Raw genomic sequence first — 13,349 nt, forward strand, 5'->3', positions numbered from 1 at the left:
GCTTCCTCGGGGTGGCGGGTCGCGGGGGTGGGAGCTTGGGTGGCGTATTCTCGCGGCGCGTCTTCGGGTGGGTCTGGGAGGGCAGGGGGTGGCGGTGAGCGGGCGTGGGTGGGGACGGGTGGCGTTCTCGGCCGTCGGGGTCGCTGTCGGGCTCACCGTGCTCATCGGGGGCCTGGGGGCCTCGGCGATGGTGCCCCGGCTGGCGGGGGCGGGGTGGGAGCCGCCTTACTCGCTGGACGTGCGGCCCTCGGCGTACCTGGTGATCTCGATGGCGGCGCTGGCGATCCTGGCCGGGACCGGGGGGCTGGCGGCGGGGCTCGTCGCGGTGCGGCGGGGGTGGGACGCGCGCGGGCTGTCGGCGTTCGGGGCGCTTTCGGCCGTCGTGCTGGGGTTCCTGCCGCCCTCGGGCTCGTCCGACCACCTCAGTTACGCGGCGTACGGCAGGATCGCGGTGCTCGGGCTGGATCCGTACGCGGTGCCGCCCGAGGGGGTCCCCGGCGATCCGGTGACCGCCGACGTGGAGGAGTGGCGCGGGACCACCAGCGTCTACGGGCCGGTCGCCACGGCGGTGCAGGCGCTGGCCAGCCTGGTCGGCGGCGACTCGGTCCGGCTGACCGTGTTCGGGCTGTCCGTCGCGAACGTGGCGGCGTTCCTCGGGACCGGGTGGCTGCTGCGGCGGCTCTGGGCCGATCCGGAGCGGCGGCGCCGGGTCGCGCTGCTGTGGACGGCCAATCCGCTGCTGCTGTACCACCTCGTCGCGGGGGCGCACGTGGACGTGCTCGCGCTCGTCTTCGTGGTGGCGGCGGTCGTGACGTTCGGCCGGCTCCCGGTCGTGTCCGGCGCGCTGGTCGGGCTGGGCATGGCGGTGAAGCTGCCGGTCGGGCTGGTCTCGCTGGGGATCGCGTGGGCGCTGCGCCGGGACGTCCGCCGGCTGCTGGCCGTGGCGGGCTCCGCGCTGGTCGTGCTCGTCGCGGCGTACGCCCTGGTGGGCGGGCACGCCCTGGACCAGGTACGGCGGGCGAGCGAGTTCGTGTCGCTGGCCGTGCCGTGGCAGCTCGTGGACGGGCGGCGGCACGGTTTCGGGCTGCCCCGGGACGTGATCAGGTTCGCGTGGGTGGCGGTGGCGGTGCTGCTCGCCTGGCTGCTGCTGCGCGCGCTGCCCCGCGCCTACCCCGCCGGGGCACGGCCCGCCGGGGCGCCGCCGTACGGCGAGGGCGCGCCGCCGGACACCGGTGAGGACGCGCGGTCGGCGGCGGCGCGGGTGGGGCTGGCGGTGGTGTCGGCGTGGCTCCTGGCGGCGCCGTACTCGCTGCCCTGGTACGACGGGCTGGGGTTCGCGCTGCTGGCGATGGTGCCGGCGTCGGGGTTCGACGGGTTCGCGGTGGCGCGGACCGGCCTGCTGTCGCTGGCCTACCTGCCCGCGCGGGAGGCGGGGCGGCCGCCCGAGCTGGACTGGCTGGTGACGGTGGTGCGATCCCAGGTGGTGCCGTGGGCGCTCACCGCTCTGCTGGCGGGGCTGGTGTGGTGGGCTCTCGCGAGGCGGCCACGGTCGCCGTCAGGACCAGCGGGACCGCCACCGTCAGCGCCATCGCGGGGATCGCGATCCCCGAGTCGTTGACCAGCAGGCCCGCCACGGCGGTCGTCAGCGCGCCGAACAGCGCCGGGCGCAGGGCGGGCGCGCGCCCGTAGGCGCGGTCCAGGGCGCTCACGCCGAGGGCGGAAGGACGCACGAGCACGAGGTACAGGAACGCCAGGCCCGCGACGGCGATCAGGGTCAGCTCGGCGTTGCCCAGCGTGCCGAGCATCGCGCCGAGCTTGCGGCCGAGGACGCCGACGGCCTCGCCGGTGAGGAGCTGGTCGAAGAACGCGCCCAGGTGGGTGCGCTCGTCCGCCGGGCGCAGCCAGTCCAGCCAGGCGGCCAGCAGCGTGAGCCCGGCCGCGCCCGCGGCGATCGCGAGCGCCAGCCGTACGGACAGCCGCAGCCCGGCCAGCATGACCGCGAGGATGGCGACGCCGGGGACGAAGGACAGGACGCCGCCGAAGTCCGCGCCCCAGCCGGGCCAGCCGTCGATCACCACGGCCAGGCCGCCCAGCGCGACGGTCGCGATCATGCCGGCGCGGCGACCGGCGTACTGCGCCAGGCCGCCCAGCGCGAGGATCACGCCGGTGGCGTACACGGCGAAGGCGATATTGCTGAAGCCGTAGAAACGCCCACCGGTGACCGGTTCGTACCCGGTCACGGCGTTGACCTGGAGCCGCGAGCCGGTCACCACGTCGATCGCGAGCGCGACGGCGGTGATCGCCGCGACCGCCGTGAGCGGGCCGAGCACGTGCCGCCGCCAGGGCCCGGCGAGCGCGATCGCGGCGATCAGCGCGGCGAAGCCCAGGATCGACGCGAGCACGCCCAGCATCGGCCGGTCCCACCGCCACCACGGCACGAGCTGCGCCAGGAACGTCGAGACCCCGATCGCCCCGCTGACCAGCGCGACCGCCGTCGTCGCCCGCAGCGTCCAGCGGCGTACGGCTCGCGCCCGCGGCCCGCTGCCGGGGCGGGCGCCCCGCCGTACGGCGATCGCGGCGAACAGGTAGAACAGGAGCTGGGCGGCCATGAAGACGATGAAGAACGGGCGGCGCACCTCGCGCATGACCTGGCTGGCCCGGTCGGCCGAGGCGAGCGTGTCGGCGATCTGGGCGGGGGTGTCGGGGGTGGGGCGGCTCTCCCACTGGCGGCCCACGGCCCCGGCGGGACGGTCGAGGCCGAGCGCGGACAGGGCGGTGACGGTCAGGTCGGTCAGCGTGACGAGCTGCTGCTGCCGGGTGGAGGCCGAGGTCAGGTAGCCGCGGCGAGCGGACGCCCCGGTTCCGGAGGCGGTCCCGGTGGTGCCAGAGGCGGCCCCGGCGGTCCCGGTGGTGCCGGTGGCCAGGGCCAGGTTGAGGTGGGCGAGGGTGGAGGTGTCCGACACCCCCGCGACCAGCACCTTCCGGCCCGCTCCCAGCGCGGACAGGACCTCCCCCGCCCGCGCGTCCGCCTGCCGTACGGCGTCGCGGCGCTGGGCGGCGGTCAGGTCGCGGCCGGGGGGCAGGGCGAGCCAGGCGCGGGCGAGGGCGTCCGCCTCGGCCACGACCAGGTGGAAGTCGCCGCGCAGCCCGGCGGGCTCGTCCGCGTATCCGTCGAGCCTGCCGTTCTCGTCGGCGGCGGCCAGCGCGGCGCCCGGCCCGACGGCGGCCGTCCGCAGCCCGGCCCGGCGTACGGTCCCGCCCAGCAGGCCGGCCCGCGCGGCGAAGGAGGTGGCCCGGTTGGCGGCGGCGAGGGCGGCGTGCCCGGGGATGGACGCCCCGGCGCCGTCCCGGCTGACCGGGCCCGGCGGGCGGCAGTTCCCCCCGCCCTCGGTGGCGCGCTGGCCGGCGGAGACCGTGAGCCAGCCGGCGACGGGGCAGGTCTGCGAGTGGCCGGAGGAGGGGACGGCGCGGGTGCTCATGGAGGCCGCGGAGCCGGTCGCGAGCAGCCTCCACAGGTTCGGGGTGCCTTCGGGCGAGACGTCGTCCCACCGGAGTCCCGGCACGCCGAGGATCAGCACTCCGCCCGAAGCGCCCCCCGGAACACCCCCCGGAGCGGTCCCCGGAGAACCCTCCGGAGCGGCCTGTGGAGCGGCCTGTGGAAAACCCGCGCCCTGTGGAGCGCGCCCGGACTGTGGAAAACGCGTCCCCACCGGGGAAACCGCGCCCTGTGGAGAAGGAAGCGCCTGTGGAGAATGCCACGACGTTATCCCCAGGTTGTGGATAACTTGTGCGGAACTCCCGCCAGACAGGGACAAGACGCCAGTGCAGGCTGTGGACAGCACGATCAGGACGCGGAGCAGTCCATCCACAGCTCGGCGCACCCCACCTGGTCTCGGCATCCGCTCACGGTAGCCTCTCCGCGAGCCGGAAGCGGGACCGGAACCACGGGGGGAGGGAGATCGGTGCGAACCACCCGCGCGCTTCTCACGCGGTGGCTGCCGGGCGTGCTGCTGGCGGTGGCCGCGGTCGCCCCGCTGGTGATCTACTGGACGACCAACCCGGACGACCAGCGCCTCGTGGACCTGGAGGTCTACCGCCTGGGCGGCGAGATGGCGCTCACCGGGCGGCCGGTCTACGACGCGTTCACGCCCGCGCCGCAACTGCTGCCGTTCACCTACCCGCCGATCGCCGCGCTGCTGGCCGTACCGCTCGCGCTCATGTCCTGGCCGGTCGCGCAGTGGGTCTGGATCGCGCTGATCTACCTGACCCTGGCCGTCACCGTGGCCTACTCCTTCCGGCGGCTGCTCCCCCGCGCCGGCGCCTGGGCCCCCGTCGCGTGCGGCGCGCTCGTGGCCGCCACGGCGTACCTCATGCCGATCCGCGACCAGACGAGGTTCGGCCAGGTCGACGTCATCCTCGTCGCGCTGTGCCTGGCCGACTGCGCCGCCCGCAACCCCCGCTGGCCGCGGGGCCTGCTCATCGGCATCGCGACGGCGGTCAAGCTCACCCCCGGCGTGTTCCTGATCTACCTGTGGATATCCGGCCGCCGCAGGGCCGCGGTGGTGGCCGCCGCCACCACCGCCGCGCTCACGCTGCTGCCGTTCGCGATCATCCCGGGCGACGCCGCCGACTTCTGGTTCTCCGCGCTGCTCGACTCCGAGCGGCTGGGCGCCAACAAGGCCACCACCAACCAGTCCATGCGCGGCATGCTGCTCCGCCTCTACCTGCCCGAGCCCCTGTCCACGCTGATCTGGCTCGCGCTCGTGGCCGTCGTCGCGTGGTACGGCTTCCGCGCGGCCCGCAGGGCGTCCCTCGACGGCCACGAGATCACCGGGGCCGCGCTGACCGGGCTGATGGCCGTGCTCCTGTCGCCGGTGGCCTGGATCCACCACCTGGCCTGGATCGTCCTCGCGCTCGGCGCCCTGGCCGGCGAGGGCCGCGACCGCGCCCGCCTGCTCATGGCCGCCGCCGTCGCCGTCTTCTACACCGTCCCCGTCCCCTGGTACGGCGTGAGCCTGCTGACCATGGCACGCGACACGCCCTGGCTCGTCGTGCCCGGAAAGATCGTCCAGGACGGGTACGGCCTCGGGGCCCTGGCGCTGGTGTGGATACTCGCGGTGTGGCTGCGCGGGCGGCGGCCGGAGGTGGCGGTCGGCCCCGCGGGCTCGGCGCGGGAGTGACGGAATCCGGCGGAATCGGCCCGGATTAGTCGGCCCCGGTATCAGCGCCCGGTCCGACCAATGACTACGCTTTGTTAGGTGTTGCTTACGAGCGTGGCCCTAGTGGCCGGTCTAGCGGGTCTGTTCGCCGGGTTGCTCGCCTACAACAAGGCCCGGCGCGTGGTCGCCGACGCCCTCGCCATGCTCGCGCGCCATTCGGCCGCCGAGGGCACGGTGGACCCCCGGGCCATCCGCGACGTCGCCGTGTCGCGCTACGACGCGCTCGCGGAGATGACCGGGCGGCTCTCGTTCTCCGTCGCGATGCTCAACGGCATGGGCGACGGCATCGTCCTGACGTCCATCAACGGCCGCTCCGAGACGCGCACCTACGTCCGGCCGATCGTGGGCGGCGAGGGCGTGCAGCCGCTGTCGCCCGAGGAGGAGCACGTCGTGCGCGCGGCGCGGCTGGGGCAGGGTCCGGATGTCGGCGCCGCGAACGCGTGAATCTCGTAACCTGGACCCCATGTCTACCCTCGCCTACCTCGGACCCGAAGGCACCTTCACCGAGGCGGCCCTCCGGTCGTTCGCGCCCGACGCCCCGCGCATCCCGTGCGCGACGGTCGGCGCGGCCTTCGACGCCGTACGGCGGGGCGAGGCCGACGGGGCGGTCGTCCCCCTGGAGAACTCCGTCGAGGGCGCGGTCAACGCCACCCTCGACGAGCTCGCCGCCGGGGAGCCGCTGCTGATCCACGGCGAGGTGCTGCTGCCGGTGTCGTTCGCGCTGCTCGCCCGGCCCGAGACCGAGCTGGAGGACGTCAAGCGCGTCGTCACCCACCCGCACGCCCACGCCCAGTGCCGGGGGTTCCTCGCCGGGACGCTGCCCCGCGCCGAGGTCTTCACCGCCGCCTCCACCGCCGCGGCGGCCATGGCGGTCTCCGACCCGACCTCCCACTACGACGCCGCGATCGCCGCGCCCATCGCCGGTGAGCACTACGGCCTGCGGGCCCTGGCCACGGGCATCGGCGACCGGCCCGACACGGTCACCCGCTTCGTCGTCGTGCGTCGCCCCGGCCCCCTCCCGCCGCCCTCCGGCGCCGACCGCACCACCCTGGTCGCCTTCATCGCCGACGACCACCCCGGGGCCCTGCTGGAGATCCTCTTCGAGTTCGCCGTGCGCGGGGTCAGCCTCACCCGCATCGAGTCCCGGCCCACCGGCGACGGCATCGGCCGTTACTTCTTCCACATCGACTGCGAGGGCCACGTCTCGGACGCCCGCGTCGGCGAGGCCCTGACCGGGCTCCGCCGCATCTGCGCCAACGTCCGCTTCCTCGGCAGCTACCGCCGGGCCGACGGGGCCGCCCCCACCCTCCGCCCCGGCACCACCGACCCGGACTTCACCCGGGCCGCCGCCTGGCTCACCAGCATCCGCGCCGGCCAGGTCTGACCCCGGCACGGCCGCGCCCCGTCCCCCCGGGACCCGCCCGCCGGAGCCGTGATGAGGACCCGGCGGGCCGGTGAGCCGGATCAGCGCCCCTCGGCCTCGGAGAAGACCGCCAGGGCCTCGGCGTCGGAGTAGGTCCCCGTGATGTATTCGGCGACCCAGGCCGCCGCGTCGCCGTACCCGCTGGCGGCGACGATCCGCCGCGCCGCGGCCTCGCGGTCGTAGAGGGTCCGGCGGAGGCTCACCGCGCCGGTGTCGCCGTCGAGGAGGGCCCAGTGGGCGCCCGCCGTGCCGTACGGCATGCCGACGGAGCCGGGGTTGACCACCAGGGTGCGGTCGGCCAGGCGGGTGAAGGGCATGTGGGTGTTGCCGAGCACGACGGTGTCGGCGGCGACGCCCGCGAGGATCTCGGACCAGCGGGACATGGGGCTGTCCACGAGGATGATCTCGTCGTCGCGGCGCGGGGTGGCGTGGACGAAGAGGGTCGTGCCCAGCCGGCCGAGGTCCACCACCTGGCGCGACGGGAGGCCGGCGAGGAGCCGCACCTGGTCGTCGCGCAGCTCCCGCGCGGCCCAGACGGAGATCTCGAACTCGCAGGGCTTGCCCTCGACCACCTCGACCAGCTCCCGGTCGGCGTTGCCGCTCAGCCAGCGCGCCCGGTCGCCCAGGGACACCAGCAGATCCAGGGTCTCCACCGGCATCGGCCCCGCGGCCAGGTCCCCGGTCAGCACGAGGAGGTCGGCGCTCGCGACGTCCGGCTCGGCCAGTACCGCCTCCAGCGCCGGAAGAACCCCATGTATGTCGGACAAAACGGCGACTCGCATGGCCCCACCCTGCCCTCCGCCACACCCTCTGTCACCACCGTTCGCCCACCGCGCAAACCGCGCCCCTGACCCGCGCGCGCCCCTGACCCGCCCCTGGCGCGAGCCGTACGGCCTCAGCGCCCCGCCCCGGCGGCTCGGGCGCCCCGAAGCCTCCCGCGAGGCTCACGCCCCGCTACGGCACCTTCCGGCTCCTCTCCCTCCTCCTCCCTCGCCGTGATCATGCGGTTTCGCGCACACCCTGTGTTCAAACCGCATGATCACGGCGAAGGGGGAGGACGCGTGCCGCAGGGCGCCGCGCGGGGTCGGGGCGGGGACGGACGGCGCGGGCTGCGAGAGGCGTGCCGGGGCGATGACGGGAGCCGTCCGGGAGGGGAAGGGGTGTGGGCTGGGCTGGGGCGCGCTGGGGGGATATCCGGGCGCGGGCGGGAGGGCCGCACCGGTAGCCTTCGGTTTGTGATTGACCTGCGTACCCTTCGAGAGAACCCGGACGTGCTGCGGCACTCCCAGCGGATGCGGGGCGAGGACGACTCGGTCGTGGACGCCCTGCTGGACCTCGACGAGCGGCGGCGTGGCGCGCTGTCGCGGTTCGAGTCGCTGCGGGCCGAGCAGAAGAGCATCGGCAAGTCCGTGTCGCGGGCCTCGGGGGAGGAGCGCGACGCGCTGCTCGGCCGGGCCAAGGAGCTCGCGGGGCAGGTCAAGGCCGCCGAGGGCGAGGCCGAGGAGCTGGGGCGCAAGCTCGACGAGCTGCTCTACACCGTGCCGAACATCGTCGAGGACGGCGTGCCGCCGGGCGGCGAGGACGACTACGTCGTGCTGGAGCACGTCGGCACGCCCCGCGAGTTCGACTTCGAGCCGCGCGACCACCTCACGCTGGGCGAGATGCTCGGCGCGATCGACATGGAGCGCGGGGCCAAGGTCTCCGGGGCGCGGTTCTTCTTCCTGACCGGCGTCGGGGCGCGGCTCCAGCTCGGGCTGCTCAACATGGCCATGCAGCAGGCGATCGAGGCCGGGTTCGTCCCGATGATCCCGCCGGTGCTGGTCAAGCCCGAGGCCATGGCCGGGACCGGCTTCCTCGGGGCGCACGCCGCCGAGGTCTACAACCTGCCCGGCGAGGACCTGTTCCTCGTGGGCACGTCCGAGGTGCCGATGGCGGCGTACCACGCGGACGAGATCCTCGACCTCGGGGGCCTGCCGCGCCGCTACGCCGGCTGGTCCTCCTGCTTCCGCCGCGAGGCCGGGTCCTACGGCAAGGACACCCGGGGCATCATCCGGGTGCACCAGTTCGACAAGGTCGAGATGTTCTCGTACTGCCGGCTCGAGGACGCCCGCGAGGAGCACCAGCGGCTCCTGGCCTGGGAGAAGGAGATGCTCGCCAAGATCGACGTGCCCTACCGGGTGATCGACACGGCGGCCGGCGACCTCGGCTCCAGCGCGGCCCGCAAGTTCGACTGCGAGGCGTGGGTGCCCACCCAGGGCCGCTACCGCGAGCTGACCTCCACCTCCAACTGCACCGACTTCCAGTCGCGCCGCCTCAACGTGCGGACGCGCGGCGAGGACGGCAAGACGCGGCCGGTCGCCACCCTCAACGGCACCCTGGCCACCACCCGGTGGATCGTCGCCATCCTGGAGAACCACCAGCAGGCCGACGGGTCGGTCGTGGTCCCCGAGGCCCTGCGGCCGTACGTCGGCCTCGACGTCCTCCGCCCCATCGCCTGACACACGCCTCCCAGAGGGCCCGGCTCAGCGCCGGGCCCTCTTTCCTTTCCCCGGTGGCCCGTTGCCGGCGGCGGCGGTCGTGGGACGGGCGGAGGCCCGCCTCAGGCGCGGGCGGGGGCCGGACAGGAGGCGAGGCCGTGCGCGGGCCCGGCCCGGGCCGGGCCGTGCGCGGGCCCGGCCCGGGCCTGGGCACAGGCCGGGGCCTGGGCAGAGGCGGAGGCGGCGGGACAGGGGGACGCGTGGGCTCAGGCCGGGTCGCCGAGGGCGGCGACCTCCTCCAGGACGCGCGGGTCCGCCTGATAGGGGCCGTCGGGGCGGGGCCAGTGCAGGACGACGTCCGTGATGCCCAGCTCGCCGTAGCGGCCCGCGTAGTCCTTGAAGGCCTCGACCGAGGCGAGAGGGCGTTCGGCGGGTCCCGCTCCGGCGGCGATCAGGCGGCGCGGCGGCTCCCCGGCGGGCCGCGTCTCCGCGACGATCTCGGAGAGGCGTTCGCACTGGCGCCGTACGTCGGAGAAGCCGCCCACGTCCTGGGTGATCCAGGTCTGGGCGAAACGGGCGGCCAGGCGCATGCCCCGGGGACCGGTGGCGGCGATCGCGAACGGGAGGCGCGGGTCCCGGCCGCCGATCCCGGCGTTCTCGGTGGACCAGAAGCGGCCCGTGTAGGTCGTCGTGCCCTGGCGGAGGAGGAGGTCGGCCATCTCGACCCACTCCTCGAAGCGGTCGGCCCGCTCGCGCGGGGTCGCGGGCTCGCTGCCGAGGATCCCGGAGTCGGACGTGCCCGCCGCCGCGCCCACGCCCAGCGTGAAGCGGCCCCCGGACATCATGTCGAGGGTCATCGCGGACTTGGCGGCGTTGACCGGGTGCCGGAGGCGGGGCGTGGTGACCATGGTCCCGAGGCCGATGCGCGACGTGACCGCGGCGGCCCCCGCCAGCACGGCGAACGCGTCGTACCACGGGCGAATGTCACGCCACGCCACGTGATCGAACACCCACGCGTGCGCGAAGCCGTACTCCTCGGCCCGCCGGAAGTTCGCCGAGATTTCATCCCACGGCTCAGAAGGCCACAGAAGCACACCTATGCGCATGAACGTGATTTTTTACCGTAAATAAACGAACAGGGCGGGTGTTCGCTTGACGCGAACACCCGCCCTGTCGGGTCTTAGGTCAGAGACCGCGAACCTGCGAGGCCTGCGGGCCCTTCTGGCCCTGCGTGATCTCGAACTCGACTCGCTGGCCGTCCTCCAGGCTGCGGTAGCCGGAGCCGACGATCTCAGAGAAGTGAACGAACACGTCCGGCTCGCCGCCGTCGGGGGCGATGAAGCCGAAGCCCTTCTCGGAGTTGAACCACTTGACAGTACCCTGAGCCATTAAAGCTCTCCCTACGGGATCGATCTTTGGGACCCGCACCGCGCGGATCCCGGGTTGTGTCGTACAGCTCCCGGGTGGCTCAGACAGTCAAGCTGGTTTTCACTTCGGGAACAGCTAATACAACGCCATCACATCTAACACCATGAGGGCGGGCCTGTGTTCCCTTCCCGGCGAACTTTTCCGAACCGGCCACTCGGGCCAGCCCATCCCGGTCTCACCGACGTGCGGATCAAGAGGGCAGACTAGGACTGCCATGCACAGTCACAGCCCCGAAGTCCGCCTCGTCGCGACCGATCTCGACGGTACGGCCGTGCGCTCGGACGGCACCATCTCCGACCGCACCATCACCGCGTTCGGCCGCGTGGAGGCCGCCGGGGGCACGCTGGTCATCGTCACCGGCCGGCCCCCGCGCTGGATGCACGAGGTGGCGGCCGCCGTGCACCACCGGGGCCTGGCCATCTGCGCCAACGGGGCGCTGGTGTACGACCTGCACACCGAGCGCATCGTCCACGCCGACCTGATCGAGCCCGAGGTGCTGGACGAGGTCGTACGGCGGCTGCGGGCGGCGGTGCCGGACCTGTCGTTCAGCGTGGAATACGAGGGCGGGTTCGCGCACGAGCCGGGGTTCCGCGTGGGCGGCTGGGACCTCGGGGCGGTCGGCGGGCTGCTGGTGGGCACGGCGACGCTGGTGTCGCGGCCGGCGGCCAAGCTGCTGGCGCTGCACCCGGACCTCGACCCCGACGTGCTGCACGGCCTGGTCACCGAGGCGGTGGGCGACCTGGTGACGGCCACCCACTCCAGCGGGCGCGCGCTGATCGAGATGAGCGGGCTGGGGGTCACGAAGGCGTCCGCGCTGGCGGAGCTGGCCGCCGAGCGCGGCGTGACGAGCGAGGCGGCCATCGCGTTCGGGGACATGCCGAACGACCTGCCCATGCTCACGTGGGCGGGCACGTCGTACGCCGTCGCCAACGCCCACCCCGCGGTGCTCGCCGTCGTGGACCACGTGACGGCGAGCAACGACGAGGACGGCGTGGCGCAGGTCCTGGAGAAGGTCTTCCCCGGCACGCGCGGGCCGCGCGGATAGCCGCCCGGGATCCCGCGGACGGCCGCCCGGCCGGGCCTCCGCCTGCCGGGATCGCTCCGTCTACAGGTAGGGGCCGGTCACTCCCCGCGGGTTCTCCTGCGCGGCCTGCTGCTGGGCGATGCCCCCCGGCAGCGCGCGGCGCATCTGCTCGAGCTGCGCCCGGGCGGCCATCTGCTGCGCGAACAGCGTCGTCTGGATGCCGTGGAACAGGCCTTCCAGCCAGCCCACGAGCTGCGCGTGAGCCACCCGCAGCTCCGCGTCGCTGGGCGGGGTGCCGTTGTCGTCGGTGAACGGCAGCGACAGGCGCTCCAGCTCCTCGACCAGCTCCGGCGCGAGGCCGTCCTCCAGCTCCTTGATCGAGCTCTGGTGGATCTCCTTGAGCCGGGCGCGGCTGGCCTCGTCGAGGGGCGCCGCGCGCACCTCTTCGAGAAGCTGCCGGATCATGCTGCCGATGCGCATGACCTTCGCCGGCTGTTCCACAAGATCGGTGATCGGACGCTCGTCCGAGTCGCCGTTACCGCCGCCGATCGTCATGCCCTCCGGGCCCACGACGACGATCTGCGGGTCGTTGTCCTGCTCTCTGTCCATGGGCTGCTCCATGAGTCCAAGTCTGTCCCACTCAGCGGGTGAGAAGCACCTTGCCTACGTGTTCGCTCGCCTCGACGATCCGGTGGGCCCGCGCCGCGTCCTCCATCGGCACCGTCGTGTGGATGATCGGGCGTACGGCGCCGGTCGCCACCAGCGGCCACACGTTCTCGCGCACGCCGCGCACGATCTCGGCCTTCTCGGCGAGCGGGCGGCTGCGCAGCGTCGTGGCGTGCACGCTCGCGCGCTTGGTCAGCAGCGCCCCGAGGTCCAGCTCGCCGCGCCGCCCGCCCTGAAGGCCGATCACCACGAGCCGGCCGCCGATCGCCAGCGCGTCCACGTTCCCGGGCAGGTACTTCGCGCCCATGATGTCCAGGACCACGTCGGCCTCGCCCCTGACCCGCTCCGCGAAGTCCTCCTCGCGGTAGTTGATCACGACGTCCGCGCCCAGTTCCTTGCACCGTTCGAGCTTCGCCGCCGACCCGGCCGTCACGATCACCCGCGCGCCGTACGCCTTGGCGAGCTGGATCGCCAGCGTCCCGATGCCGCTCGCGCCGCCGTGCACGAGCAGCGTCTCGCCCTCGCGCAGCCCGGCGACCATGAACAGGTTGGACCACACGGTGCAGGCCACCTCGGGCAGCGCCGCCGCCTCCCGGACCCCGGTGTTCCCGGGCACCGGCATGAGCTGCTCCTGCGGCACCGCCACCCGCTCGGCGTACCCTCCGCCGGCGAGCAGCGCGCACACCTCCTGCCCGATCTCCCACTCGGTGACGCCCTCGCCGAGGGCCGAGATGTACCCCGAGCACTCCAGCCCCGGGTACGGCGGCGCGCCCGGCGGCGGCGGGTAGTGCCCCTGGCGTTGCATGAGGTCGGCGCGGTTGACCGCCGTCGCGGCCACCTCCACGATCACCTCTCCAGGCCCGGCCACCGGCTCGGGCACCTCCTGCCACCGCAGGACATCGGACGCGCCTGGCTCAGAGATCACGATCGCACGCATGCGCCCACGCTACCGACCCCCCACCCCCTGCCCCAGACCGCATCCCCACCAGCCCCCAAACCCTCCAACCCACCAAACCTTCCCGTGCCGGGGTTGGGGTTCTCGCGGGGCCGGGTTTCTCCTGGGTTGGGGGTTGTGGGGTGGGTGGGGGTGTGGTTTGTGGGGGGATTTGGGG

The 13,349-nt window shown here is 74.0% G+C and carries 11 protein-coding genes; 6 read left to right on the forward strand and 5 right to left on the reverse strand.

Annotated features, from left to right (window positions below):
* Nucleotides 1–94: 94 nt before the first annotated feature.
* The 4 genes from mptB (at nt 95) to pheA (ending at nt 6,603) form a co-directional block, all read left to right on the forward strand.
* Nucleotides 95–1,618 (forward strand): polyprenol phosphomannose-dependent alpha 1,6 mannosyltransferase MptB, encoded by a 1,524-nt coding sequence (gene mptB, locus D5H75_RS17635; protein WP_242454306.1) that lies wholly within the window; start codon nt 95–97, stop codon nt 1,616–1,618.
* A 2,344-nt stretch (nt 1,619–3,962) separates the two neighbouring features.
* Entirely contained in the window at nt 3,963–5,180 is a 1,218-nt protein-coding gene (locus tag D5H75_RS17640; RefSeq protein WP_242454307.1) for a glycosyltransferase 87 family protein, read from the forward strand.
* 102 nt (nt 5,181–5,282) lie between these two features.
* The gene (locus D5H75_RS17645) at nt 5,283–5,663 is read left to right on the forward strand and encodes a DUF4446 family protein (RefSeq protein WP_242454308.1); all 381 of its coding nucleotides are present in this window, start codon (nt 5,283–5,285) and stop codon (nt 5,661–5,663) included.
* Nucleotides 5,664–5,682: 19 nt separating this feature from the next.
* Nucleotides 5,683–6,603: a prephenate dehydratase gene (gene pheA, locus D5H75_RS17650; protein ID WP_119927536.1), complete on the forward strand. Its 921-nt coding sequence runs from the start codon at nt 5,683–5,685 to the stop codon at nt 6,601–6,603.
* Between the two features lie 80 nt (nt 6,604–6,683).
* On the opposite strand, the gene D5H75_RS17655 is transcribed toward pheA, so the two are convergent.
* Nucleotides 6,684–7,424, reverse strand: a complete 741-nt coding sequence (locus D5H75_RS17655) for a metallophosphoesterase family protein (RefSeq protein ID WP_119927537.1) — start codon at nt 7,422–7,424, stop codon at nt 6,684–6,686.
* Nucleotides 7,425–7,877: 453 nt separating this feature from the next.
* Between D5H75_RS17655 and serS the strand changes: the two genes are divergently transcribed.
* Complete coding sequence (serS, locus tag D5H75_RS17665; protein ID WP_119927539.1) at nt 7,878–9,140, forward strand: serine--tRNA ligase; 1,263 nt, start codon at nt 7,878–7,880, stop codon at nt 9,138–9,140.
* A 245-nt stretch (nt 9,141–9,385) separates the two neighbouring features.
* On the opposite strand, the gene D5H75_RS17670 is transcribed toward serS, so the two are convergent.
* Nucleotides 9,386–10,225 carry an LLM class flavin-dependent oxidoreductase gene (locus D5H75_RS17670; protein WP_119927540.1) on the reverse strand — a complete coding sequence of 280 codons (840 nt, stop codon included), beginning with the start codon at nt 10,223–10,225 and terminating at the stop codon, nt 9,386–9,388.
* A gap of 79 nt (nt 10,226–10,304) precedes the next feature.
* Complete coding sequence (locus D5H75_RS17675; RefSeq protein WP_119927541.1) at nt 10,305–10,508, reverse strand: cold-shock protein; 204 nt, start codon at nt 10,506–10,508, stop codon at nt 10,305–10,307.
* Between the two features lie 253 nt (nt 10,509–10,761).
* On the opposite strand from D5H75_RS17675, the gene D5H75_RS17680 reads away from it, so the two are divergent.
* The gene (locus D5H75_RS17680) at nt 10,762–11,592 is read left to right on the forward strand and encodes an HAD family hydrolase (RefSeq protein WP_119927542.1); all 831 of its coding nucleotides are present in this window, start codon (nt 10,762–10,764) and stop codon (nt 11,590–11,592) included.
* A 60-nt stretch (nt 11,593–11,652) separates the two neighbouring features.
* Here D5H75_RS17680 and D5H75_RS17685 read toward each other — a convergent pair whose 3' ends face one another.
* Both D5H75_RS17685 and D5H75_RS17690 read right to left on the reverse strand, forming a co-directional pair.
* Nucleotides 11,653–12,180, reverse strand: a complete 528-nt coding sequence (locus D5H75_RS17685) for a bacterial proteasome activator family protein (protein ID WP_202638244.1) — start codon at nt 12,178–12,180, stop codon at nt 11,653–11,655.
* 31 nt (nt 12,181–12,211) lie between these two features.
* A complete protein-coding gene (locus D5H75_RS17690; RefSeq protein ID WP_119927544.1) occupies nt 12,212–13,174 on the reverse strand; it encodes an NAD(P)H-quinone oxidoreductase in 963 nt (320 codons plus the stop codon).
* Between the last annotated feature and the right edge of the window lie 175 nt (nt 13,175–13,349).

Source organism: Bailinhaonella thermotolerans (assembly GCF_003594875.1).
Taxonomy (GTDB): Bacteria; Actinomycetota; Actinomycetes; order Streptosporangiales; family Streptosporangiaceae; genus Bailinhaonella; species Bailinhaonella thermotolerans.

Coding starts and splice junctions, on each gene's coding strand:
- pheA (WP_119927536.1), top strand. CDS start 5,683: ATGTCTACCCTCGCCTACCTCGGACCCGAAGGCACCTTCACCGAGGCG.
- D5H75_RS17655 (WP_119927537.1), bottom strand. CDS start 7,424: ATGCGAGTCGCCGTTTTGTCCGACATACATGGGGTTCTTCCGGCGCTG.
- D5H75_RS17670 (WP_119927540.1), bottom strand. CDS start 10,225: ATGCGCATAGGTGTGCTTCTGTGGCCTTCTGAGCCGTGGGATGAAATC.
- D5H75_RS17675 (WP_119927541.1), bottom strand. CDS start 10,508: ATGGCTCAGGGTACTGTCAAGTGGTTCAACTCCGAGAAGGGCTTCGGC.
- D5H75_RS17680 (WP_119927542.1), top strand. CDS start 10,762: ATGCACAGTCACAGCCCCGAAGTCCGCCTCGTCGCGACCGATCTCGAC.
- D5H75_RS17685 (WP_202638244.1), bottom strand. CDS start 12,180: ATGGACAGAGAGCAGGACAACGACCCGCAGATCGTCGTCGTGGGCCCG.
- D5H75_RS17690 (WP_119927544.1), bottom strand. CDS start 13,174: ATGCGTGCGATCGTGATCTCTGAGCCAGGCGCGTCCGATGTCCTGCGG.